Genomic DNA, 25,000 nt, shown 5'->3' on the forward strand with positions numbered 1-25,000 from the left:
GGCTGATCCTCCGTCCTATGCCTGTCGTTCCGCTTGATCCTCTTGATAGTCGAGCATATCCCACTCCAAGGAGTTTCCGGATCTGGATTTCGCCTTTTTCTTCAGAAGCGCCGCGCGTTCCGCCAATGTATCCGGCGTCCAGCCGTCCGTGTTCTGGCACAGCAGCAGCGCGAGAGAAATCGATACGCCGGTGTTCTCCAGCAGCATTCCGCTGCGGTCCGCCACCGGCCCGTGCGTGCCATCGATGAAGGAAGAAATCCCTTTTTCGAAAAGAACGAGGATATCTTCCGAAATCTTTACCGGGTTTCCGGAATCCATAATGACGATAAAATCGTCTCCGCCGATATGCCCCACGAAGCTGTTATCCGGACAATAGTCCTTCACCACGCTCTGCAGCGTCTCTCCCGTAAACCGGATGACATCGTCTCCCCGATGAAAACCGTATCGGTCGTTATACCCTTTGAAATGGTCCAAATCCGCATAGATGACGGAGAAAGGTCTGCCCTCGTCCAGGCGGCGGGAAAGCTCCCTCCGGATCGGCTCGTTGCCGGGCAGTCCGGTCAACGGATTCGCCCACTGTGCATCCGCCATTCGGACGTTGGTCACCCATTCCAGCAAGGCGCGGATGGACACGATCCCCTTCACTTTTCCCGCATCCGTAACGATCACGGAGTCATACAGCTTATCGGGTTCCCGCATCATGGCGGCCTGCGACAACTGGTCGATCGGCGTCTTTTGATCCGCCACGAGCGGCTGGGTCTCCATAATTTTCGCTACGGGCCGGTTACCGTACAGCGGCAGTCCGAACTGGGACGCCAACATTCGGTGCAGCTTTTCTCTCATCACCAAGCCGACCGGCTGCCCGTTCTCCACAATGACGAACACGTGGGATTCCCGATGAGTTTCAAATTGTCTGGCGATTTCCGAAACCGGTGTCCGGCTGGAAAAGGTGTGAACCGGTTCGACCAGCTCAGCCAGCGACCCGGAGGTTCCGCGAAATTTCCGGCGTATTTCCTGCCGAATTCGGTCCGTTACGACCGGATCCAGGGGAGGCGGCTTTTCTGCGGAATCGCCAATCCAAGGGCCCAGCCCGTACCCGACACCGGCGGATATGAGGGGTCGAATCTGTTCCTTCCGCTGCAATCCGTCCGCGAAAAGCACAATTTTCTCCTTGCGGGCGAGAGAAGTCACCGCCTGCAGCAAACTTTCCCCAACCGGATCTCGGGTCTCCTTCGGAATCCAATCGCCCTTGATGCGGGCGTAATCGGGCTTCAGCGCAATCAGGCGCTCGATGGCCTCCCGATCCGTTCCTACCGCCGAAAGCGCAATCCGGAATCCTTGCATGCGATAATGGCGCAGCGCCGCCACCAAGGTGCCCGGATGATCCGTTCCGTTGTCGACGAGCGTCAATACAACCTGCTCCGGACGGAGACCTGCCGCTTCCATCTTGCTCAACGTGTCGCCCGGATGCAGCTTCGGTTCAAAAACGATCCAGGCCGGAACCGGCACAAACAATTTCACCGGCGTGCTTCCAGAAGGTGCGGCCAGGATCGCCTGCTCCCGAAAATACCTGTCATTATCGAACAATTCACCTTCCCATTCGGAGACGGAAAAAAACTGTTCCGGCGTCCACACTTCGGCTGTCGCCTTATTGAATGGAAGCGCCTCATAGGCAAAAAGCGATCCGTCCTGCATGGACACGATAGGGGCATAGCGAACGCCGATCCGTTCTCGGCTCCAACGCACCGCCTGTTTGCGGCACTCGAATATTTCAAAGGAACAGGGACTGGACGTGACGGCCATCCGCCAAGCCCGCAGCAGGGCGGATAAAAGGTCAACATCCCTGTCTCCGGCTGCCGAATGGCCATCGGTTCCTTCATCTTGGCGCCGGATAAGCGCCGCTCCGCCGCAGATCCGGTCCTTACCGCGCAGCTTCCGTGTTCGTTTACCCGCACTGAATACTTGAACGGCGGTCTCCCGAAGCTCGAACAGCAAGCGGGTCAACGCTTCGTCACGTTCCGCAGCCCACTCCGATCTGGCCATGCGTATCACCATGAGGAGCCCGTCATCCAGGACAAGCCACTTGAAGGCAGCCCCGGTCGTTTTACTGAAACGCATGGCCGTGGACCGGAACAGCCGGGTTAACCGCAAGGAGAAGAACCCCTCGTGATGTGCCGTTTCCAACGTTTGATCCCATGTCATCACGAGGATCCCGATATCTCCTCGCTCCTCTTCTTTGGCTAGTTCCTCGAGCATATCACCGTTGATCCAATTGCCGATTATCGCCATGCTCTGTTACCTCCGACCGAAATCGATCCTGTCGATGTCGTGGTACATTTTACCTAGTACGTTCAAACTACCATACGTTTGTGCATGAATTGTCTTCCCCATGTTAACGAAAGGTAAAATTACAATAAAAAAGGAGACGCATCGCGTCTCCTTGGGCTGCTCTGTTCAGTTCAAATCGGGTCGTTTGCTAGTGACCAAATACACGACGCTCTCTCCGATGTTCGTCGCGTGGTCCGCGATCCGTTCGATGTATCGGGCCACGAATAAGAGCAGCATCGACTGGTTGATCACCTTCGGGTCCTCCGCCATCATGCCGGCAAGTTCTCTGAAAATTTTACCGAAAAGCTCATCCACCTGATCGTCGTCTTTCGCCATTTTGTAAGCCAGGTCCACATTCTCTTCGAGAAACGACCGAATCGAATCGGAGATCATCTCCTGAACCATCTCTGCCATAAGCGGAAGATCGATGAGCGGCTTGATCAGGGTTTGCCCTTCCATTCGGATTGCCGCCTTCGCGACATCCACCGCCAAATCCCCCATCCGTTCCAGGTCGGAGGCGATTCTCAGCGCGGCCAGCACCCGACGGAGATCGGTGGCGACCGGCTGCTGCGTAGCAATGAGCCTGGCCCCCACTTCGGATATTTGCTCCTCGATCCTGTTCAGTTCCGGATCCGCTTCCACCACCTTGCGGGCAGCCTGCGCATCCAAGTTCGACAAGGCGGCCATCGCTTCACCGAGCGCCTTCTCCACTTTTTTGCCCATATCCACCAACATGTCCTGAAGCTGGTTCAGGCCGATATCCAGTTCTCTGCGCGTCACCATGGACGGCACCCCCTTGTCAGGTCCGCTCCGTCAACCGAAACGGCCGGAAATATAATCGTCTGTGGAGCGTTGGGATGGATTCGTGAAAATTTTCTGGGTGTCATCGTATTCCACCAGATCGCCCATCAGGAAAAACCCGGTTTTGTCGGAAACCCGTGCCGCTTGGTACATGTTGTGGGTGACGATCACGATGCAATACTCTTTTTTGAGCTCCGCGATCAGCTCTTCGATTTTGGCCGTCGATACCGGATCCAATGCAGATGCCGGCTCGTCCATGAGCAGGATGCTCGGTTGTACCGTCAACGATCTCGCGATGCAAAGACGCTGCTGCTGTCCGCCGGACAAAGCCAGTGCGGAACCTTTGAGCCGGTCCTTCACCTCATCCCAAAGCGCGGTTTTCCGAAGACAGCTTTCCACGATCTCATCGAGCTTGCGTTTATCCCGAATCCCGTGATAACGGGGGCCGAACGCGATATTCTCATAAATCGATTTATGGAAAGGATTCGGCTTTTGCCACACCATGCCGATATTTTGCCGAAGACGGACCACATCGGTGTCCGGTGCGTTGATATTACGGCCGTTAATCCAGATCTCGCCTTCGACACGGGCGCCGGCAATGACATCGTTCATCCGGTTGAGCGACCTGAGGAAGGTGGATTTGCCGCAGCCGGAAGGACCGATGAGCGCGATCACTTCGCGGGCGGCGAAATCCATGCTGACTTTCTTAATGGCTTGTTTCTCACCGTAATATACGGAGAGGTCCTTCGTATACATGGCCATTTCGCTCATACAAGAACCTCCCTTACTTGGTCGCCGTGAACTTGCGGTAGATCGCCCGGCCGAGCGCGCGGGCACCGAAGTTGAACAGCAGCACGATAATGATCAGCACGGCGGAAGCGCCGGCCGCAATTTCAGGAGCGTCAGGCGCGCGCCCTTCTGCGTTGATTTTCCATATATGCACCGCCAGCGTTTCCGCCGGACGGAACGGATTCAGCGGTGAAGTGGAATGGAACGGATTCCAGTCCGTGAAATCCAGTCGCGGAGTGGTCATTCCCGCTGTGAACAGCAGTGCGGCAGCTTCGCCGAATACACGTCCGGCCGCCAAAATCGTTCCGGTCATGATGGCCGGAAAAGCCATCGGAAGCATAATGGAGCGAATCGTTTTCCAGCGAGACAAGCCGAGCGCAAGGCCGGCTTCTTTCTGTGACTGAGGCACGCTCCGCAAAGCCTGCTCCGTAACGCGCACCATGAGCGGCAGGTTGAACACCGTCAGTGCTAAAGCGCCTGCCGCAAGCGAATATTTCAAATGAAACAGGTTCACAAATACGAGCAATCCGAACAAGCCCACGACGATGGAAGGAAACGAGGACAGAACTTCCACCACGAGCCGGATAAAATTCGTCAAGCGGTTCGGTTTCGCATACTCGCTCATGTAAATTCCCGCTCCGATCCCAAGAGGGATCGTAATGATCATCGTCAGAACGAGAAGGAATAAGGAGTTGAACAGCTGTGGGCCGATACCGCCGCCCTTACGGAACGGCTGGGGCACGGATGTCAAGAAGTGCCAGCTTACATGACTGAGTCCCCGGTACAGCAGATAGCCCAGCAAGGCGGCCAGGACCAACATAATGATGCCGGCAACGGCAATAATGACGGACAATGCGATACGGTCTGCCGTCTTGGCACTCATCGCCCAGCCCTCCTTTCGAGCATACGAACGGTAAACACGAACAAAAATGTCATAATCAGCAGGATCAGCGCCAAGCTCCACAGGACGTTGTTATGCAAGGATCCGCCGACGGTATTGCCCATTTCAAGCGTAATGATGCTTGTTAGGGTCGCGGCCGATTCCAACAGGGACCTGGGCACATGCGGAGCGTTGCCGATCACCATCTGCACGGCCAGCGCTTCCCCGAACGCGCGGGAGATCCCCAGCACGACACCCGTGAGCAAGGACGGAAACGTGGTGGGCAGAATAAGCCGGTAAATCGTTTGCCACCGTGTCGCGCCAAGTGCAAATGAACCTTCTTTAAGTCCTGCCTGCAGGTTGCTTAGTGCATCCGTTGCGATCGAAGTGATGGTAGGCAAAATCATCACCGACAACACAAGGGTACCGGCTAAAATCCCGAATCCCTGGCCTGTGAAATTGTTGCGAAGAAACGGCACGATGACCGATAGCCCCACAAATCCGTATACAACGGACGGAATGCCGGCGAGCAGCTCAATGGCCGGCTGAAGAAAGCGGCGTCCCACTTTAGGCGCAATCTGGGTCATGAAAACAGCCGCACAAAATCCGAACGGAGCAGCTAGAACGGCGGCCAACAATGATACGGATATGGATCCGGCCAAGAACGGCAGTGCGCCGAACAAAGGCGGTTCGCTTTCCGGACTCCAGGTGCGTCCGAACAACAATTCCGGCACACTTACGGCGCCGGATAAGAAGGGGTTCAAGCCTTTCGATGCGATAAACCACACGATCGAAACGATCGTAACGATCAAAAGGGTCACGCAAAAATATGCGTAAACCCTGCCGTACCATTCCTCTCGGATATGCTTGGGAAATCGGAGCCTGCGGTTGCCGGCCGCTTGGTCCTTCTTCACGGGATTCATAAAGCCTCTCCTTTAACAGCAAGCAGAGGCCGACGAATTGTCAGCCTCTTGCCGCCTTGCGGTGTAGTTAAGCTAAGGAGTATTCTGTTATTTACTTGTTGGTGACCGTGCCGTTGACGTCGCGAGCCACTTTCATGGCCGACATCGGGATGTAACCCATGTCTTTTACGTCGCCGTTTTGAACAGCGTCAGACAACATGTAATCCAGGAAAGCTTTCACAGTCGGATTCGGTTCGCCTTTGGTGTACATGTGCTCGTAAGCCCAAACCGGATATTGGCCTGTTGCAACATTGTCGGAAGTCGCCTCTACGCCTTCAAACTTCAAAGCTTTTACGCTGTCGTCGAGGTAGGACAGAGCCAGATAACCGATGGCGCCAGGAGTTTCTGCAACCAGCTTCTTAACCGTACCGGACGAATCTTCCTGAATCGAACCCGGAAGGTCTTTAGAAGGACCGCCAAGAGCCAGGTTTTCAAACGTTTTACGTGTACCGGAGCTTGAAGGACGGTTAACGATCACGATTTTCGCATCAATGCCGCCTACGTCTTTCCAGTTTGTCACTTTACCCGAGAAGATGTCAACCAGTTGTTGTTTCGTCAGGTTGTCCACGTTTACTTTCGGGTTTGCGACAGCTGCAATGGCCACTACGCCGACTTGATGATCGACCAGATCTTTCGCTTCGTCTTTCAGTTTCTCTTCTGCAAAAATATCAGAGTTGCCGATGTCTACTTGACCGCCGGCTACTTGGGTAAGGCCGCCGCCGCTTCCGCCGGGTGCCACGGTAATGGAGACGCCGGAGTTTTCGCTCATGAATTTGTTCGCTACTTGCTCAACCAGAGGTTGAAGGGCTGTGGATCCTGCTGCAGTAATGGTTCCGCTCAATGCTGCGCCGTTGCTTGCGCCGCCCGATGCTGCCGGGCTATTGGATGCAGATGCGTCCGAATTGTTGTTGTTCTTACCGCACGCTGCCAGTGTTAATGCGACGATCAGCGTCAATACCAGGACCAACGACTTTCTCATAATGATGTTTACCCCTTCCTGATTTGCGTGCCTCTGATATATTTGGGACCTAAGCATCAATTGCCTCGGTGTCCCTTGCACATCTCTAATATTAGTTTGTCTTTTTCAACGGTATGTATTCTGTTTGTAAACTCTATGTAAAATCTATTAACCTTGTGTAAACGGTTTCAATAGGGATATGCAAAAAAGCAGCCTCTTAGGGCTGCCCTATCTGTCACGTATTCAGGTCCGGACGTTTGCCGGTTACGAGAAACACCGTACTTTCCCCGATGTTCGTCGCGTGATCTGCGATTCGTTCGATGTAACGCCCTACGAAGCTCAGCAGCATGGATTGCGAAATCGTCTGGGGCTCTTTCGCCATCAAGAGGTACAGATGGCGCAGAATTTGGCTGTACAGCGCATCCACCTCATCGTCGTCCTTATCGAGCTTGTAAGCCAAATCTACGTTCTCTTCCAAATAGGAGCGAACGGCATCCTCAATCATATCCCGAACGAGCTCCGCCATTTTCGGCAGATCAATGAGCGGCTTAATCAGTTGCTGTCCTTCCAAACGAAGTGTCGTCTTCGCGATGTCTACAGCCAGATCGCCCATTCGCTCCAAATCACTGCTGATTTTCAGAGCCGCGAGAATGCTCCGCAAATCTTTGGCGACCGGCTGCTGGGTGGCGATCAGCTTGGCACCAAGCTCGGTAATCTTCGTTTCCAGGTTATTCAAATCCAGATCACCCGCGATGATCCGGCGCGCTTCCTCGACATCGATTGTTTTCAAAGCGTTCATCGCGGCCATGAGGGACTGTCCCACTCGTTGTCCCATCTCGCTTAGCAATTGCTGCAACTCTTCAAGCCCTTGATCGAACTCTCTGCGTTTCACCATATCGCGATGTCCCCCATTTCACTGATACACAATCAGCCGAAGCGTCCGCTAATATAATCTTCCGTGCGTTGATCCTCCGGATTGGAGAAAAGCTTCTCGGTTTCCGAGTACTCGACGACTTCACCGTTCAGGAAAAATACCGTCTGATTGGACACGCGCGCCGCCTGGTGCATGTTGTGCGTCACCATAACGATCGTGTAGCGTTCCTTCAGCTCTTGTGCCAGTTCTTCGATTTTCAGTGTCGAGATCGGATCCAAAGCGGAAGTAGCCTCGTCCATAAGCAGGATGTCCGGCTCTACCGCAAGCGCGCGCGCGATGCACAGACGCTGCTGTTGTCCGCCCGAAAGGCTGAAGGCCGACCGCTTCAGGTGGTCTTTAACCTCGTTCCAGAGCGCCGCTCCGCGAAGGCTGTTTTCGACAATCTCGTCGAGCTTTTGCCGGCTGGTGATCCCGTGAAGACGGGGTCCGTAAGCCACGTTGTCATAAATCGACTTCGGAAAAGGATTCGGCTGCTGGAACACCATGCCCACTTTCTTCCGAAGGGTCTCCACGTCAATGTCCTTACCATAAATATCGGCGCCCGCGATGCTGACGGTGCCGTCGATTTGCGTCCCGGGAATCATGTCGTTCATTCGGTTCAATGTACGAAGCAGGGTCGATTTCCCGCAGCCCGACGGCCCGATGAAAGCGGTAATTGCCTTTTCGGGAATTTTCATCGAAATGTTCTTGAGCGCGTGGAACGTTCCGTAAAACAAGTTCAAGCGGTCAATCTCGATCAGAGCTTGCATTTGAGTTCCTCCGCTCGCAAGTGTTCTCTCTATTATGAGCATATCTTCAGCAGTATACGGCATTATTGTAAATCACATGTACAGGCATTGTAAACGCAGTGTAAATTCGGGCGTCAGCGAAGCTTTCTTTCCCGCACCCACAGCGGAATTCGGAACAGGAAGTTGATCGCCAGTACGACAATCAATAGGACGGCGGCCGCCTTTTGCGATATTAGCTGCGCATCCGGCACGATGGCTTCGGACTGCACATACCAGAGATGTACAGCCAACGTTTCTCCGGGAGACAGCAGGTTGAAATCCCACATGACGCCGGAAGTCGTTACGCCGGCCGTCAAAATGATGACCGCACTTTCGCCGAACGCGCGGCCCGCGACCAGGCTGATGCCCGTTACGATTCCGCTGATCGCGCTAGGGATAAGCGCTTTGCGAATTGTCTGCAAATGAGTGGCGCCCAGTGAGAAGGAGGCCTGCTTGATCTCCTGGGAAACGGCGCGTATCGCTTCTTCCGTTACCCGGGTCAGCACCGGCAAATTCAAGAAAGCCAAGCTGACGGCACCTCCGATGATCGTGAGACCGAGCCCCATCATTTCAACGAACAAAGCGATGCCGAACAATCCGAAAATAAGCGAAGGCACGGAAGCCAGACCCTCGACACATATTCGCACGAAAGCGATGAATTTATTGTCCGGAGCGAATTCAGCCAAATAAATCCCGGCTGCCATGCCGAAAGGTATAGAAACGATAAGCGAAAGGATCATCATATAGAACGAATTGAACAGCGACGGCCCGATTCCTCCGCCCTCTTCTATTTCGCTCGGAAGACCCGTGATGAAATCCCAGCTCAAATGGGTGGCGCCGCGCTCCAAAATGAGTGCCAGAAGGCCCAGAATGATCGCAACGATGACCAATGATACACCCCAGACGACCAGGGAGAATATTTTGTCTTTCAAGCGATTCGAACCGCTGCGAGCGGAGAACGCGTTCGTCGCGGCAGCTTTGGCGGCCGTTTTCATCTTGAAGCTCCTTTCCGCTGGAGCAATCGAATCACGACGATCATCAGCAAAGAAATGAAAAGCAACAGAAATCCCATCATGTATAAGGCGTAGTTCCATGTCGAGTCAAAGGGTACGTTCGGGATCTGCATCACGATGTTGCTCGTCAGTACGGAAGTCGGCTTGAAAAGAGCGTTCGCCAGCTGAGGCGTGTTACCGATGACCATCACGATGGCCATTGTTTCCCCGATCGCCCTTGCCATACCCAGAATGACGGCATACAGGATTCCGCTGCGGGCGGATGGCAGAACGACTCTCACAATTGTATGAAATCTCGTGGCGCCGAGAGCGTAGGAAGCATCCCGGTATTTTTGCGGAACGGCACTGATGGAATCGTCGCTGATTCGGCTGATCGTCGGAAGAATCATGATGCTGAGCACGATGGCCCCAGCCAGAATTCCGTCCGACAAATCCACTTGCGCCCAATCGCGGAGCTTGGGAAGAAGCAGGGTCAAACCAAGAAAGCCGTAGACGACGGACGGAATGCCAACCAGCAGATCCAGAATCGGACGAAGCAGGTTGCGGAGCCATTTCGGAGCCATTTCTGCAAGAAATACGGCCACAAAAACCGATAACGGAACGGAAAAGAGCAGCGTGAGCGCCGTCAGTGCAAAGGTTCCGAAAATGAAAACGAACGCGCCGTACGTTTCCGTTTCCGGCGACCAGTCCGTTGAAAATAGGAAGGTGGTCAATGGAACGGTCTTGAACGTCAGTACCCCGGTACGGAACATGAAAATAAGAATCGAAAACAAAATGAGACAGACGAATATCGCACTGCAAATACACACGACTTTAAACGTACTGTTGTAAAAGAGAAGCCGGTTTTTCCGGTCGAACGCTTTGCCGGAGCCCGACTTCATGCTCTCTCCGAGCTGGCCTTGCACGGCCGCCTGAACCGCGGGCGATGATTCGATCATGGAGCACTCGTTCCTTTCCACGAAGAAACCAGCTTCCCGCGAACTTGCGGAAGCTGGCTGCTTCTATATTGGCACTCGAGAAAGAGAATTACTTAATGGCGGAAAGCGGGATGAATTTCAACTTTTTCAGCGAGCCGTTCTGGAACTTCGCGCTGCGAATATAATCGATGAACGCTTTCGTAACGCCGGTCGGCTGGCCTTTCGTCATGTAGTAGCCATAGCTCCACACTTTGTACTTGCCGTTGATGATGTTCGCTTCCGTCGGTGCAACTCCGTTAATGCTGAGGGCTTTCATTTTGGAGCCAGCAACATATGCGAGAGCTTCATAGCCGATTGCCCCCGACGTCGTTTCCACGTTCGTTTTCATTTCTCCGCTCGACTTCACCGTTTTGACATTGCTGCCGGTGGAGACGATCGATCCGCCTTCCAGCGCCTTGAGCTGGAAGTTCACGCGAGTGCCGGAACCGAACGCGCGGTTCACGATGACGATATCGGCGTCATCCCCGCCTACGTCTTTCCAGTTTTTGATTTTACCCGAGAAAATGTCCTTCAGCTGCTGAGTCGTCAAATTGTTTACTTTCACGTCGGAATTCACGATGGCCGCGAACGGAATGACAGCGACCGGGGTAGCAATTTGGCCTTCAAAAGCTTTAAATCCAGGAACGTCCTTAGTTGCGTCCCAGTCGCATGCGCCGATTTGAGCGATGCCTTTGCGGACGGCTTGCGGGCCTGTTACGGAACCTGCGGACGAAGCGGAAATTTTGACTTTCGGGTTTAATTTCTGGAATTCGCTCTTCGCTTGCAGCGTGAGCGGAAGCAACGCGGACGAACCGTTAATGACGATCGATCCGCTCAAGGAGCTGGCTGCATTTGCGGAAGATACTCCGGTTGTAACAATTGCAAGAGCCATTGCGGCTACAGAAAGCGATTTGAACCATTTCATGGGTTTGTTTCTCCTCTCGGGTTATCAAATTAGATTAACGGGAAACAGGTCTCCATTTGCCGTTCACCTGGGCGTAGATGATTCCGTTGTCGATGATCGCAAGCGACGAGCCTTGGGCGATGATGTCAGATACGCTGTCAGAAACGGTATACAGTTGTTTGGAAGTAACTGCGACGGCATCGAATTCATAGATCAAGTTTTTTCCTGTCGGTCCGCCCGTCAGAAGGTACCATTTGTTGTTTCCTGCGAATACGGCTTGAAGAACGTCTTGATCACCGAACAAGGTTTTGACCGTCTTGTCTTTCATAACGCTGTTCAGGACCGATTTCGTTTTCTCGTCCGCTCCGACTTTGATGTAAACCACGCTGTTGCCGTCTGCCATTGCTTTTACGAACATTTTGTCGTCCGTTGAATTGGTCAATTGAACCGGAGCATTATCTTTGATCGAAGGATCGTTTACAAATTGACAAATGTTTGTCGTTGCCGCACTGGGGTCGATTGTCAGTCCGTCGTCCACGACGTCTTGCCCTTCGGTTGCACCTGGGTCGGTAACTTTCGACATCGTGTTTTGCTGGTAAGTGAACACTTTGCCGTCCGCCGAAACTTGCAGGTTCTCTTTATAGTCTTTTTTGTCGTCCAGAATCGTGCTGATTTTACCGTCTGCAAGATTCAGCTTTTTGATAGAGTTAGATTTTTCGGAATTCAAGAAGTATATCGCCGTTTGGTCAGGAGACCAGACCAACTCCGGCTTAATGCTTGCGTCGTCCGATACTTTCTTGGACGTTTCCAGCCCGAGGTCCATGACCCACACAGCGCCTTGGCTATCGGTATAGGCGGCCTTTTTGCCGTCAGGAGAAACGACCAGCTCGGCAATTTCCGTATTGTCCGTCAGAATGCGATGTTCGCCGGTCTTCACATCTACGATAGATTTAAAGCTTCCAGCTTCCGTATCGTGAGCGACAAGCAGTTTCCCATCGCCGATCCATTGTGCGCTGTCGGCTTCGGGCAGCAGATCGGCGTCGATCCAGGTCGTTCCGGACGCGTCCGTCGTAACTGTGACACCCAATCCTTTCAGGTACATATCCATATCGATGAAGTTGCGGTATTGCACGTTCTTTACAGCAGCCGGAAGCTTTTGCTGCACACCGTCAACCGTGAATTTGTCGCTGTTCGTCGTCAGCTTTACGATGTGGCCGTTCAGTTCAACGGATACATTGTTTCCTTTGAAACTAAAGTCGGCGCCAAGGGCAACAGCCAGATCACCAACACTTACAAGCTTCTTGCCGTTCAGGGTAATCGTGTGAATCAGAGCATCGGCACCGTTGATCAAATAATTCGTGCTCATCACGTTGATCGGTGCTGCAGCGACAACCGGAGGCTTCGCTTTTTTTACCGTAACCGGAGTTGCGGCGGAAACAGCCGAGACCACTGTTGCGCTTACTGCAGCCGTCAAGGCGGCTGCCGCGATCGTCTTTTTCCAAGACATCGAGTCGTTCACCCTTCGTTGGTAGATTTATGTAATACCAGTTACTAGAAAAATGATAAAACTCTAATGTTAATTACAAATCAACGGGCAAGCGGAGTATTGTTAAATCTTTCAAAAAAAAATCCGTCTGGGATCGTTACCTTCCCCGACGGATTATCGTTTTGCGCTCGCCCCCAACCGCCGACCCGACGCGCTGAGCGCGAAAAACCACACCAGAGCCGAGGAGGGACGAAACTTCAAAAAAAATAAAAAGAGCCTCCCGTTAGGAAGACCCTTCTTGTAATGATCGGTACAGCATTATACTTCCGACACGTTGACCCAGGAGCCGCGCTCGATCGAAAGATCGACCGCTTCGAGCACCTCTTGGCAGCGAACGCCGTCCAGGAACGTCGGAGCGAACGGAGTGCCTTCGGTGATGTGCTGCACAAATTCATAGACGATATGGACAAAGCCGTGTTCGTAACCGATTATGTGCCCCGTCGGCCACCAGTTGCCGGCATACTTGTGCGTGCCTTCCGTCACGAGAATGCGGCGGAAGCCAGCCTCGTTCGGCTCGTCGTCGCGGAAGTAAACTTCCAGCTCGTTAAGCCGCTCGAGATCCCAGCGGATCGTACCTTTGCTGCCGTGAATCTCGAAAGTGTTGCCGTTTTTGCGGCCGGTTGCGAACCGCGTAGCGATGAAAGAACCCATCGCGCCGTTTTTGAAGTCGGCGAGGAAGCCGGTCGCATCGTCTACCGTGACTTCGCCCATCTGCTCAGAAGCGGTGCCGGAGAGTCCGGTTGTAGATGCCGGAATCGGCCGCTCCTTCACGAAGGTGCGGTTGTGACCGATGACGCGGTCGAATTCTCCGATCAGGAACCGGGCCAGGTCGATGCAGTGTGCGTTCAGATCGCCGTGCGCGCCGGAACCCGCCACTTCCTTCTTGAGCCGCCAAGCGAGCGGGAAGTTCGGGTCGACGAGCCAGTCCTGCAAATAGGTGGCACGGTAGTGATGGATATCGCCCAGACGTCCTTCGTCGATGATCTGCTTGGCCAATTGCACCGCAGGCAGGAACCGGTAGTTAAAGCAGACCGCGTGTTTCACGCCCGCTTTCTCCGCCGCTTCCAGCATTTCACGGCCGTCGGCCAAGTTCAGCGCCAGCGGTTTCTCGCAAAATACGTGTTTGCCGTTCGCGATGGCGCCCAGCGTAATTTCTTTATGTGCGTCGCTCGGAGCGTTGATATCGACAATGTCGATGTCCGGGCGGGCAACCAGCTTGCGCCAGTCGGTCTCGTAGCTTTCCCATCCGAATTTCGCCGCTGCGTCTTTCACGCCCTGCTCATCACGGCCGCAAATGGCTTTCATGACGACATCCGCGTTCATATCGAAGAACATGCCGACATCTTTATAGGCGTGGCTGTGCGCCTTGCCCATAAATTTATAGCCGACCATGCCCACATTCATTTTGCGATCGTTTACGCCCACCACATTTCACCCGCGCTTTCTTTAAGAATGAGTCCGTTCAAGAAATTCGCGGCTTTCGTGAACCCTTCGTTCACGCTCATAATGCCGTCCTCGTGCTCGATGCTGATCGTGCCGTCGTAACCGACCAGGCGCAGCGTGCTGACCAGATGCTTCCAGAATTCGTCGTCGTGTCCGTATCCCACTGTGCGGAACACGAAGGAGCGGTTCAGAATATCTCCGTAGTGCTTCGTGTCCAAAACGCCGTTCAGTGCCGTGTTGCGCGCATCGATTTTCGTGTCTTTCGCGTGCACGTGGTAGATGGAGTCGCCGAGCGCCTTGACGCATTCGATCGGATCCATACCCTGCCAGAACAGGTGGGACGGATCGAAGTTCACGCCGATGTTGTCCCCGGCTTCGCGGCGGAGGCGCAGCGCGGTTTCCGTGTTGTACACGAGGAAGCCCGGATGAGCCTCGATGGCCACCTTCACGCCGTGTTTGCGGCAGAAAGCGGATTGTTCTTTCCAATAAGGGATGGCGACCTCATTCCACTGCCATTCGAGAACGGTCAGGAATTCCGGCGGCCAAGGGCAGGTCACCCAAGACGGGTATTTCGAGTTTTCCGATTCGCCGGGCTGTCCGGAGAACGTGATGACCGTGTCCACGCCAAGCTTCTCGGCGAGCTGTACCGTTGCCTGGAAAGCTTCGTGGTCGGCTTGAGCTTGCTCCTTGTTCGGATTAAGCGGGTTGCCGTGGCAGCTGAGTGCACTGATCGTAAGGCCGCGGGACGCGACCGCGTCCCGAATTCTCTTGACCGCAGCCTCATCGTTCACGACGGCTTTCGCGTCTACATGAGCGGTACCCGGGTAACCTCCGGTTCCGATTTCCACGGATTGGCAGCCCGCAGCTTTCGCTGAGTCCAATGCCTCTTCAAATGATTGTTGTCCGAATAATACGATGAATACGCCGAGCTTCATTTCCGACACCTGACCTTTCCCCAATAGAAATGATCATGAAATGAGGACGCCTTGATGTACACGCGTACATTCTGCATCCTCATATCATTTTACATGAAAACGTCGTCATATGCCATGCCTGCCAAGAGAGGCTATTTATACGAAGCTGATCGCTTGGCCTTTGTTGGCGGACTCGTACACTGCTTCGAGAATTTGCTGCACGACCAGCGCCTGCTTAGCCGTTACGACCGGGGCCTGATTGTTCAAAATCGCGTCGATCCAGGCGCGCGCTTCCTTCTCCGCCGGTTCGCTGCTCGGAGCGCCTCCGCCCCACACTGATCCCAGCTGGATTTCTTTCGTGTACAGACGGCCGTGCTCTTCTCCGTTGACGCGCAGCCCGCCTTTCATGTCGGCGCCGGCTTTCGTGCCGCACAGCGTGACTTTCGCCTCGTCCACGTCCAGCGTATTCAGCGCCCAGCTCGATTCCAGCCACACGGTTGCGCCGTTCTTCATCGTGATCATGGCGAATGCGGAATCTTCCACGGTGAACTTCGACGGATCCCAATTGCCCCATTCGTTCGCGGGACTTCCCTGCTCGGCCAGCTTGCGGTATGAAGTGCCGAGCACGTTGCGGGGTTCGTAGTTGTCCATCATCCACAAAGCCAGATCGAGCGCGTGGGTTCCGATATCGATCAGCGGGCCTCCGCCTTGTTTCTCCACATCCAGGAACACGCCCCATGTCGGTACCGCTCTGCGGCGAATGGCATGGGCTTTGGCCAAGTATATTTCGCCAAGTTCATTGTTGCGGGCCGCTTCATGCAGCCAGAGCGATTCCCGGCGGAAACGGTTCTGATACGCGATGCTCAGCTTCCGGCCCGTACGCTCGGACACTTCGAGCATGCGCTGCGCGTCTGCGGCCGTTTTGGCCATCGGTTTCTCGCAAAGCACGTGCTTGCCGGCTTCCATCGCGTCGATGGAAATTTGGGCATGTGTGTCGTTCGGCGTGCAGACGTGCACGACATGAACGTTCGGATCATTCAGCAAATCTTGAATGTTGTCGTAGATTTTGGCGTCGGGCGTGCCGTATTGGTTTTTGGCGTCGACCGCCCTTTCCGGTGCCACGTCAAAAAACGCAACGATTTTCGCTTCCGGGATTTTGGCGAGCGCCGGAAGATGTTTCCCCATCGCGATGCCGCCGCAGCCGATCATTCCTACATGAACTGTTGACAAGATGCTTGTCCTCCTTGCGAATGTACTGCGTTAACACTACAATTTAGTGTATCATTGAATGGGGCGTTTCCCATCCTCTCAAATGGGAGGTTTATATGCGATTTTGTCATCCCGGAGGTGCAAGCGCTTGCAGCCCGTCAAAGAAAAAATCGAATATGAGAACCCTCTGCTGTCCCTGAAAATATGGCAAATCATCCGGGATGCCGTACGTACGTTCAATTGGCATTATCACCCCGAATGCGAGCTGCTGCTTGTGCAGAACGGCCGGCTGGACGTCGAACTGAGCGGCGAAACGTATATCATGACTCCGGGAGACGTCGTCATCCTCGGCAGCTCGCAGCTCCATCGCGACCGCAGTTACGGGGGGCCCCTGGAATACATCGTGCTTCAGTTCGATTTGCAGTCCTTTTTCGATCAGAGCACGATTCCCTACCTGCAATATTTCAACGAAACCAAAGTGCCGCTCAGCACGATGAACTACATTTTCAGGGAGAATCCGAAAGCCCGGCTCGAAGCGGCCGACTGCATCCATGAAATTCATGAAGAAGCCCAGCGTAAGGAAAGCGGATACGAGCTGGCGGTCAATTTGCTGGTCAAAAAACTGCTGCTCATCCTCATCCGCAACGACGATCGGGGTTTGCTGGCCGGACAGGACCGGGTGGAACGCATTCGCCTGAAGCCGGTGCTCGATTACGTGGAATCCCGTATTGACGACCGGATTGGCGTGGAAGACGCATGCCGGATCGCGAATATGAGCTACTATTACTTCGTAAAATTTTTCAAAAAAGTGATGGGCATGTCGTTCACGGAGTATGTGAATTTCCGCAAAATTAAACGTGCCGAGCAGCTGCTGCTGACCCGTGATTTGAGTGTCGCCGAGGTGGGCGACCAGATCGGCATGGCCAATATGGCGCATTTCTACAAAATGTTCAAACGTTTCAACGGCTTCTCGCCCAAGGAGTTTCAGCGCCGAATGTTGGCTTGGGGACGAAGCTGACGAACCACCGGTTTAAAACCATTTCCGCCCGGATTTAAACTTCTCCTTACGGGAAGGAATCGGCTGCGGCTTTCCGTCCTCACCGCCAGCCGGCATACCGCTTGTCCCTTGCTGTATCGCGGCAGGGGTTTTATTTTTCGAGGCCGTCTTGGCCTGCTTCTTGACCTTTAACGCTTTCTCGAGTGTCTCCACGCGCTGCTGCAGCTCGGCCAATTCACGCTGCATCTGAATGACGGTTTGCTGCCAATAGCGTTCGGTGATCTCCGAATAATCGTCGATTCGCTCAGCCGGCGGAAGCGACGGGATACGGCTCGGTTCCGACGATGCGGGGACAGACGAAAGCAAACCTTCCACTTCCTCCTTGGTCAACACATCTTGGGACATGCCGATCCTCCTCTACCTCTCGTTTCTAACAAGAATAGCATAATGCGTAACAAGTTGTAACGGACGGAAAATAAGAGAAATTCGGCGCATTTGTCGAACGCCCGGACACGATTTGCGCTAAGCCGCTGCCCAAACAAAAAACGGCGGCCAAATTGGCCGCCGTTTTTGCAATATAACTTATGCAAGCGATTTACGGTTCACGATTAATTTATAACCGACGCCGCGGATCGATTCGATTTGCACGGTCTGCTGATTGAGCTCCAGCTTTTTGCGGAGCGAACTGACATGCACGTCGACCGTTCTCTGTCCGCCGATATAGTCGAAGCCCCAGACGACATTCATCAGGTCGTCGCGGGTAATGACGATACCCGGCCGTTCCGCCAAGTACAGCAGCACTTCGAATTCCTTCGGACGAAGCGTGATCCATTGGCCGTTCACGAACACTTCGTACTTCTCGGGATAAATTTGCAAATCCCCAAGACTGATCACTTTGTCCCCGGGAGACTGTACCGCAGGCTTGTGGTCGCCGTTTCTCGATCTGCGCAGCACCGCCGAAGCCCGGGCCAACAGTTCAGCCACGCCGAACGGCTTCGTAATATAATCGTCCGCACCCAGGCCGAGCCCTTGCACGACTTCCTCTTCGGCGTTGCGCGCGGTCAGGATGATGACGGGGGTTTTCACCCCGTGCTGCCGTATTTTTTGCAGTACCTCGAAACCGTTCATGCCGGGAAGCATGAGATCCAGGAAGATAATCGCATATTCGTCGTGAACCGCCCGGTGAAGCCCTTCCGCTCCGTTGCCGACGACTTCCGCCTCGTAGCCTTCCTGCGACAAATTATATGACACCAAACGGGCCAGCGTCGGTTCGTCTTCAATGATCAGCACCTTGTCTGCCATGCGTCCCTCCGTCCGGCAACCCTGCCTTGGTCGATTCTTATAGTTCATTTGTATCATTCCCATGTCAACGGGACGTCACGCGATTGTCAAGCGATTGTAAAATGCAGGTGAAGCCCGGCTGCGATGCCGGTTAAGGATGAATCACCGGCAGTTCAAGGATGAACTTCGTGCCGACCCCGACGGTGCTTTCCACGCGGATCGTGCCGTTATGAAGCTCCACGAGATGCTTGACGATCGACAACCCGAGTCCGGTGCCTCCGGAGTCTCTGGAGCGATCCTTGTCCACACGGTAAAAACGCTCGAAAATTCTCGGAATATCTTTTTTCGGAATGCCGATGCCGGTGTCCGATACCGTAATGCGCACCCGTTCGTCCCCTTCTTCCCAGGCGGGCAGCTCGATCATTTCGGCCTGCACCTTGACGCGTCCGCCTTCCGGCGTGTAGTTGATGCCGTTTTGCAGAAGGTTCAGCAGAATTTGACCGAGACGATCTTCATCCGCTTCGAGGAATAAACCGTCCGCCGCATCCAATTCCAGCGCGATGTTCTTCTTGGCCGCTTCCGGGGCGAACAATTCCTTCATCCGCGACAGGAACACTCCCAGATCGACAGGCGAATACTGCAGAGGCGCGCGTCTGGATTCGATTTTGGACAACTCCAGAATGTCTCCGATCAGCCGGTTCAACCGTTCGCTTTCGTCATGGATGATGGTCAGAAAAGAACGCGCGGTTCCAGGATCGTTCATGGCCCCCGACAGCAGCGTCTCGGTGAAGCCTTTCACGGCCGCAATCGGCGTCTTCAGCTCGTGGGAGACGTTGGCGACGAACTCGCTGCGCATTTTCTCCAGTCTGCGAATCGCCGTCACGTCCTGCATGACCAGCAGCACACCCGGATCTTCCTCCCCGCTCGCGGGCATCGGAACCAGATTTAACTGAAGCTGACGTTCTTCCGGGTAATAAACCGGCAGCTCTTGTTGATGCGGAATCCGGAATTCCAGCGCTTCCCGGATCAACTCGACCAGCTCGATATGCTGTCGGATTTCGGTGAACGGACGCCCGAGCCGTTCCTTGGCCGCGCCGCCGAGAAGCTTTTCTGCTTCCCGGTTGTAAAGGGTGACAACCCCGTCATGGCCGATCATGACGACTCCGCTCGTCATGTTGTCGACCACGTTTTGCAGTCTCGCTCCGTTTTGGCGGATTTGATCCATCTGTTCTTGCAGATTTTTGGCCATTAGATTCAAGGCGCGCGCCAGTTCGCTGATCTCATCGCGCCCGTCCTCCGGCACCCGAATTGCATAGTCCATGTTCGCCATCCGCTTCGCGGCCGTCGTCATTCGCTCTAGCGGGCGGGTGATCAAACGTGCCAACCGGTAACTGACGGCGGTTGCCAAAATAAACAACACTATCAATCCGAAGCCGAGAACCAACCACATGTTGTATAGGGAGCTGTCCACCATTTTCAAACTCATGGCCAGCCGGACGAACCCCACGGCTTTGCCGTCCATCTTCACGGTCGTCGCCACGTACAGCATGTTTTGCTCAAGGGTGTCGCTGTGGCGTAAGCTGCTTCCGATTCCGGAAGCAAGCGCCTCCCGCACCTCGGTCCGGCTCAGATGGTTATCCATCGTACCAGGCTCGTGATCGGAATCGCCGAGTACCGTGCCGTCCGCCGCAATAAAAGTCACTCGCATGCCCGCAATTTTTTTATACCGCAGCGCCTCAGCCTGCAATTGTTCTTTCAGCGCCGCCGGATCCGACGTATCGGGCCATGGACTCGTCGCATTAATCAACTGCAGCTCGCGGATCATATGATCCTTCAGCTCCGTCTGATGAGTCCGCCGGTAAGAGTCGGCTGTCAGCAAGCCTGCCGCCAGTAACGACAACACGACCAATAGCATGAACTGTACGGTTAATCTTCGGCGAAATTTCGTCATGTCAGTGTCCCGGCGTCTCCTTCCGTTCGGTTCGGGTCAGGCGTTATATTACGCGAAAACCGGGTCTTTGAATTGCGCCAGCTTCTGTTTGGAATCCTGCTCCACGTCCGCGTGCAAGCTGTTGCCGTGTGCGTCCATCGTGACGATTGCCGCAAATCCTTCGACCTCCAGATGCCACATCGCCTCCGGTATGCCGAATTCCATGAAGTCGACGCCTTTGACATTTTGGATGCACTCGGCGTAATATTGCGCCGCTCCGCCTACGGCGTTCAAATACACGGCGCCATGCTCTTGGAGAGCGGCCAGCGTTTTCGCTCCCATGCCGCCTTTGCCGATGACCGCCCGAATGCCGAATTTGCGAATGATGTCGCCTTGATAAGGCTCCTCCCGAATGCTGGTCGTCGGTCCGGCGGCCTTCACGTGCCAGCCGGCTTCGTCTTTCAGCATCACCGGACCGCAGTGATAGATCACTCCGCCGTTCAAGTCCACCGGGGAATCATGATCCATCAAATGCTTGTGCAGCGCATCGCGGCCGGTGTGCATTTCGCCGTTCAAAATGACCACGTCGCCTACGCGAAGCTGTCTGACGTCTTCTTCCGACAGCGGCGCACGCAAAACGACTTCTCGGCGCTTGCCGACAGGAGCAGCCGCGTCATCACTGGCGTCAGCCGGTTCATTGTTCATTGGCACGGCCGAACCGCCCTCGTAAACCCAATCCTTGATTTCATGCGTAGAACCGTCGAGGATGACGCCTTGACGGCGGAAAGCCCAGCAATTATAGGCGACGGACACGAAGAAGCTGGCCGGAAGGCGGTTGTTGACACCGACTTTGCAGCCCAGCAGCGTAACCGCTCCGCCGAAGCCCATCGTGCCAATCCCCAGTTGATTGGCTTTGTCCAAGATGTAGTCTTCCAGCTTCGCCAGCTCCGGAATCGGATTCACATCGTCGACCCGACGGAACAGCTGCTGCTTCGCAAGTTCATAACCCGTCGTGCGGTCGCCGCCGATCCCGACACCGATGAAGCCCGCGCTGCAGCCTTGTCCCTGCGCCTGATACACGGCGTGCAGGATGCATTTGCGGATGCCGTCCAAGTCCCGGCCGGCTTTGCCGAGTCCCTCAAGCTCGCAAGGAAGGCTGTATTGGATGTTCTTGTTCTCGCAGCCGCCTCCTTTAAGGATCAGCCGAACCTCCACTTCATCCCGCTCCCACTGCTCGAAGTGGATAACGGGCGTACCCGGTCCCAGGTTGTCGCCGGTGTTCGCGCCCGTCAGTGAATCGACAGAATTCGTGCGCAGCTTGCCGTCTTTCGTCGCGCGCGCCACGGCTTCGCGAATTTCGCGTTTCATGACGATCTGGTTCGCTCCGACCGGCGTGTGAACGATAAAAGTCGGCATGCCGGTATCCTGGCAAATCGGCGATACGTTGCATTCCGCCATTTCGATATTTTTCGCGATCGTGGCGAGAGACAACCCCGCGCGCGTTGCGCTGTCCTCTTTCTCTTTGGCCGCCGCTACCGCGCGGCGCACGTCGGCGGGAAGGTTGGTGGAAGTTTCGACAATCAATCGGTAGACGCTTTCTTCAAAAGTGGACATGCTGCAGTTGTTCCCCTCTCTGGTCGGTGTAACTCAATAACTATATAATAGCATACAGAAACGGGAACGGGAGATGAGGAGAAACGCGATGTCCCATCATTTTCTGGCTTATTTGTACCGGCTGCGCCATATCGAACGGTGGAGCCTGATGAGGAATACGACGTCCGAAAGCGTCGCCGAGCATTCCTATCATGTAGCACTGCTTTCTCACTTGCTGGGGACAATTGCGAGAGACGTATTCGGGCGCAATATCGACCCCGACAAAGCCGCATCGTACGCGTTGTTCCACGATGCGACCGAAGTGTTCACCGGTGACATTCCGACACCGGTCAAGCATCACAATCCGAGGATTCTGGCCAATTTTCGCGAGATCGAAGCGATCGCCGCGGACCGGCTGCTGTCGACCGTGCCCGGGGAGCTGCGGGAAGCTTACCGGCCTTTCCTGACCGGCGAGTCCGGTGACGCCGAATTGCGGAAATATGTCAAAGCCGCGGATTTGCTCGATGCGTATCTGAAATGTTTGAGCGAAATGTCGGCCGGCAACCGCGAATTCGCGACCGCGCGGAGACAAAGCGAGGAGAAGCTTCGGCAGTTGGATATGCCCGAAGTCGAATGGCTGCTGACCCGCCTGGCCCCCGGCTTCGAGAAAACGATCGACGAGCTTTCGGAAGAAGGGTAAAAAAGGGGTTATCCTGACCGGTCATTCCTGACCGAACGGGATAACCCCTGTTCGCGTAAGCAGCTAAGCCGCGAGCCGACTCTCTTCTTCCCTCTTCATCACCCGATACTGCGCGACACCCGCTCCAGCGAGAAGTACGGCCAGGACGGTGAACAGCGTTTCCCCGTTTGTCGAGGCCAGCAGAAGACCGCCCAGGATAGGGCCGAGCCCCTGCGCCAGCAGACGGCTCGCTCCGAATACCGTAAAATAGTACCCCCGCTTTTCCTCGGACGCCATCAGAGAAATCACTTTTTGCATATGAGGTCCGTTCATCATTTCTCCCAGCGTAAACACAAACTCCGCCGCAAACAACACGATCAGCGTTGCACCGTAACCGTAACCGAACGCGACAACGGTAAACAGAGCGTAGGAGACGCCCACGACCGCATAAGAGCGGTATGCTTCCGTCTTGCGGGCGATCCAGATTTGCAGAAGGATGACCATAACGCCGTTAAAGGACAGCATCCAGCCGAACACGTCCTGAGGCTTGGCAAAATGCGTGCCCAAATGAATCGTAAGCGCGGTTTCCGCCAGTGCATATAAAAATCCGATCGGCAGCGTAAACAACGTTACGAAGAGCAGCATCCGTTCGCTTCCGAACAGAATCCGAAACCCACCGGGCCGTTTACTCGCCGAGGATGCAGCCACCTCTGAAGCGCCCGATATTTTACGGTTAACAACAAGCGGCGACGTCTCCGGCAATTTGAAATACACGAGCAGCGCATTCAACAGAAAAGAGGCGGCGGACAAGAAAAACACGAGCATCGGATTCACTCGGAACATGAGCAGACCGAGAATCGGCCCGACCGCAGCACCTACGTTGAATCCGGTGTGAAGAAGCGCGAACACTTCCGCCCGGCGCTCCGCCGGCACCATATCCGTCATTTGCGCATTGGCGGCCGGCATGAACAACGCGGCTCCGATCCCGTTGATGACGGAGACCGCTATATACTGCCAAATCTCCCCGGCAAACGCGTATCCGATCATGCACAGCATTTGCAGCAGGAGAGAACCGAACATGATCGGTTTTCGTCCGAGACGGTCGCTTAAGCCGCTTCCATACCAGCTGACGATCATGCCGCATAAAGGCGCCAGCCCCACGACCAGCATCGGGAGGAAGACGGATCCTTCGATTTTATGATAGAGATAAAGTACAAGAAAAGGCCGGATCATAAAGCTGGTGACCGTGGACATGGCGGATCCGACCACGCGAATCCAGATTCCGCTGTCATAGCGTCCGATCATTTTACGAACACGCTGCATCATGGTATTTCCCTCTATGTCATGTGACTTCTACGAACGAGAAAGCACCAAATCCCGCAATCCGTCCCAAAATAAATTGATCGCAAAGGCGAGAAACAATACCGCAGAGAGAAGGGATAACGAGCGAATGATGCCGGTTCCCATTCTCGCCGCACGGCTGCCCACCCACGCGATCATGACCGACCACAGAATGCCGGCCAGCACGAAGCCGATCACGAAAGCCGCCAGCACTTCGCCATTCCGAATGTCCAAATCCGCGACTACCGGACCCGCAATAGCGGCAAACGAGAGAATCAGCGTGGGGGACGAAACGGCAAGCCCGGCGCCTACCAGAATGTCGCTCCAACCGCCCCGGCTTTTCATCGCTTCGCCGCTGCCGTTCAGCATTTTCGGCCGGATTGTGTCGCGGATCATATTGCGTGTGAGCCACAGCAGGACGAGCGTTCCACCGATCCATAAAACCCACCGGACGCCGGGATAATGGAAAACCGCTGTCCAGCCGACGAGCGCCAGCACCATGTAGAACGCATCCCCGAAGCAGGAGCCGAACCCGATTCGGAACGATGCCCCAAAGCCTCGGTCCAGCCCCGTTTTCATAATTGCGATATTGACGACTCCAAGGTCCAAACATAATGCCATACTAAACAGGAAACCTTTAACGAAAGCGTACAACACGGACTCCAACTTCGGCTAACCCCCGGCTGTTGTGGCAAAGTTTTTTCATTTTATCATAAGACAGACGAGCAAGGAGAAAAATCTCATAAATCGAGCCTGCCATTTCCTCTTTTCCAGA

Annotated in this window: 23 protein-coding genes; 2 read left to right on the top strand and 21 right to left on the bottom strand. The window is 54.6% G+C overall.

Going from position 1 to position 25,000, the window contains the following annotated elements; genetic code table 11:
• Positions 1 to 15 precede the first annotated feature (15 nt).
• From E5161_RS17245 to E5161_RS17315, 15 genes are all read right to left on the bottom strand, one after another.
• Positions 16 to 2,289: an EAL domain-containing protein gene (locus E5161_RS17245; protein WP_136779142.1), complete on the bottom strand. Its 2,274-nt coding sequence runs from the start codon at positions 2,287 to 2,289 to the stop codon at positions 16 to 18.
• Between the two features lie 165 nt (positions 2,290 to 2,454).
• A complete protein-coding gene (phoU, locus tag E5161_RS17250) occupies positions 2,455 to 3,111 on the bottom strand; it encodes a phosphate signaling complex protein PhoU (RefSeq protein WP_136779143.1) in 657 nt (218 codons plus the stop codon).
• 30 nt (positions 3,112 to 3,141) lie between these two features.
• A complete protein-coding gene (gene pstB, locus E5161_RS17255) occupies positions 3,142 to 3,900 on the bottom strand; it encodes a phosphate ABC transporter ATP-binding protein PstB (protein ID WP_136779144.1) in 759 nt (252 codons plus the stop codon).
• 13 nt (positions 3,901 to 3,913) lie between these two features.
• Complete coding sequence (gene pstA / locus E5161_RS17260) at positions 3,914 to 4,801, bottom strand: phosphate ABC transporter permease PstA (RefSeq protein WP_136779145.1); 888 nt, start codon at positions 4,799 to 4,801, stop codon at positions 3,914 to 3,916.
• Positions 4,798 to 5,721 carry a phosphate ABC transporter permease subunit PstC gene (gene pstC, locus E5161_RS17265; RefSeq protein ID WP_136779146.1) on the bottom strand — a complete coding sequence of 308 codons (924 nt, stop codon included), beginning with the start codon at positions 5,719 to 5,721 and terminating at the stop codon, positions 4,798 to 4,800. The genes pstA (E5161_RS17260) and pstC (E5161_RS17265) overlap by 4 nt, the downstream gene beginning before the upstream one ends.
• A gap of 91 nt (positions 5,722 to 5,812) precedes the next feature.
• Positions 5,813 to 6,742 carry a phosphate ABC transporter substrate-binding protein PstS family protein gene (locus E5161_RS17270; protein WP_136779315.1) on the bottom strand — a complete coding sequence of 310 codons (930 nt, stop codon included), beginning with the start codon at positions 6,740 to 6,742 and terminating at the stop codon, positions 5,813 to 5,815.
• A 211-nt stretch (positions 6,743 to 6,953) separates the two neighbouring features.
• A complete protein-coding gene (phoU, locus tag E5161_RS17275) occupies positions 6,954 to 7,613 on the bottom strand; it encodes a phosphate signaling complex protein PhoU (RefSeq protein ID WP_136779147.1) in 660 nt (219 codons plus the stop codon).
• A gap of 32 nt (positions 7,614 to 7,645) precedes the next feature.
• Entirely contained in the window at positions 7,646 to 8,401 is a 756-nt protein-coding gene (pstB, locus tag E5161_RS17280; RefSeq protein ID WP_136779148.1) for a phosphate ABC transporter ATP-binding protein PstB, read from the bottom strand.
• A 113-nt stretch (positions 8,402 to 8,514) separates the two neighbouring features.
• A complete protein-coding gene (gene pstA / locus E5161_RS17285; protein WP_136779149.1) occupies positions 8,515 to 9,414 on the bottom strand; it encodes a phosphate ABC transporter permease PstA in 900 nt (299 codons plus the stop codon).
• Entirely contained in the window at positions 9,411 to 10,370 is a 960-nt protein-coding gene (gene pstC, locus E5161_RS17290) for a phosphate ABC transporter permease subunit PstC (protein WP_136779150.1), read from the bottom strand. The genes pstA (E5161_RS17285) and pstC (E5161_RS17290) overlap by 4 nt, the downstream gene beginning before the upstream one ends.
• Before the next feature lie 88 nt (positions 10,371 to 10,458).
• On the bottom strand, positions 10,459 to 11,313 hold the full coding sequence (locus E5161_RS17295) for a phosphate ABC transporter substrate-binding protein (RefSeq protein WP_136779151.1): 855 nt from the start codon (positions 11,311 to 11,313) through the stop codon (positions 10,459 to 10,461).
• A 34-nt stretch (positions 11,314 to 11,347) separates the two neighbouring features.
• Entirely contained in the window at positions 11,348 to 12,799 is a 1,452-nt protein-coding gene (locus E5161_RS17300; protein WP_136779152.1) for a stalk domain-containing protein, read from the bottom strand.
• 297 nt (positions 12,800 to 13,096) lie between these two features.
• Positions 13,097 to 14,242, bottom strand: a complete 1,146-nt coding sequence (locus E5161_RS17305; RefSeq protein WP_136779316.1) for a Gfo/Idh/MocA family protein — start codon at positions 14,240 to 14,242, stop codon at positions 13,097 to 13,099.
• An 11-nt stretch (positions 14,243 to 14,253) separates the two neighbouring features.
• A complete protein-coding gene (locus E5161_RS17310; protein ID WP_136779317.1) occupies positions 14,254 to 15,216 on the bottom strand; it encodes a sugar phosphate isomerase/epimerase family protein in 963 nt (320 codons plus the stop codon).
• Positions 15,217 to 15,351: 135 nt separating this feature from the next.
• The gene (locus E5161_RS17315; RefSeq protein WP_136779318.1) at positions 15,352 to 16,404 is read right to left on the bottom strand and encodes a Gfo/Idh/MocA family protein; all 1,053 of its coding nucleotides are present in this window, start codon (positions 16,402 to 16,404) and stop codon (positions 15,352 to 15,354) included.
• A 148-nt stretch (positions 16,405 to 16,552) separates the two neighbouring features.
• Here E5161_RS17315 and E5161_RS17320 point away from each other — a divergent pair, with 148 nt between their 5' ends.
• Positions 16,553 to 17,422, top strand: a complete 870-nt coding sequence (locus E5161_RS17320; RefSeq protein ID WP_136779153.1) for an AraC family transcriptional regulator — start codon at positions 16,553 to 16,555, stop codon at positions 17,420 to 17,422.
• A gap of 12 nt (positions 17,423 to 17,434) precedes the next feature.
• Here E5161_RS17320 and E5161_RS17325 read toward each other — a convergent pair whose 3' ends face one another.
• The 4 genes from E5161_RS17325 to E5161_RS17340 all read right to left on the bottom strand — a co-directional run bounded on the left by E5161_RS17325 (position 17,435) and on the right by E5161_RS17340 (position 22,226).
• Positions 17,435 to 17,806 (bottom strand): hypothetical protein, encoded by a 372-nt coding sequence (locus E5161_RS17325; RefSeq protein ID WP_136779154.1) that lies wholly within the window; start codon positions 17,804 to 17,806, stop codon positions 17,435 to 17,437.
• A 177-nt stretch (positions 17,807 to 17,983) separates the two neighbouring features.
• Positions 17,984 to 18,703 carry a response regulator transcription factor gene (locus tag E5161_RS17330; RefSeq protein ID WP_136779155.1) on the bottom strand — a complete coding sequence of 240 codons (720 nt, stop codon included), beginning with the start codon at positions 18,701 to 18,703 and terminating at the stop codon, positions 17,984 to 17,986.
• Positions 18,704 to 18,833: 130 nt separating this feature from the next.
• Positions 18,834 to 20,633 (bottom strand): two-component system histidine kinase PnpS, encoded by a 1,800-nt coding sequence (gene pnpS, locus E5161_RS17335; RefSeq protein WP_136779156.1) that lies wholly within the window; start codon positions 20,631 to 20,633, stop codon positions 18,834 to 18,836.
• Between the two features lie 48 nt (positions 20,634 to 20,681).
• A complete protein-coding gene (locus E5161_RS17340; RefSeq protein WP_136779157.1) occupies positions 20,682 to 22,226 on the bottom strand; it encodes a fumarate hydratase in 1,545 nt (514 codons plus the stop codon).
• 88 nt (positions 22,227 to 22,314) lie between these two features.
• Here E5161_RS17340 and yfbR point away from each other — a divergent pair, with 88 nt between their 5' ends.
• Positions 22,315 to 22,905 (top strand): 5'-deoxynucleotidase, encoded by a 591-nt coding sequence (yfbR, locus tag E5161_RS17345; RefSeq protein ID WP_136779158.1) that lies wholly within the window; start codon positions 22,315 to 22,317, stop codon positions 22,903 to 22,905.
• Between the two features lie 63 nt (positions 22,906 to 22,968).
• Here yfbR and E5161_RS17350 read toward each other — a convergent pair whose 3' ends face one another.
• Together E5161_RS17350 and E5161_RS17355 are read right to left on the bottom strand one after the other, a co-directional pair.
• Positions 22,969 to 24,210, bottom strand: a complete 1,242-nt coding sequence (locus E5161_RS17350; protein WP_136779159.1) for an MFS transporter — start codon at positions 24,208 to 24,210, stop codon at positions 22,969 to 22,971.
• Positions 24,211 to 24,237: 27 nt separating this feature from the next.
• Positions 24,238 to 24,882: a LysE family translocator gene (locus E5161_RS17355; RefSeq protein WP_136779319.1), complete on the bottom strand. Its 645-nt coding sequence runs from the start codon at positions 24,880 to 24,882 to the stop codon at positions 24,238 to 24,240.
• Positions 24,883 to 25,000 lie beyond the last annotated feature (118 nt).

The sequence above is a fragment of the Cohnella pontilimi genome (assembly GCF_005049045.1).
In the GTDB taxonomy this organism is placed as follows: Bacteria; Bacillota; Bacilli; order Paenibacillales; family Paenibacillaceae; genus Cohnella; species Cohnella pontilimi.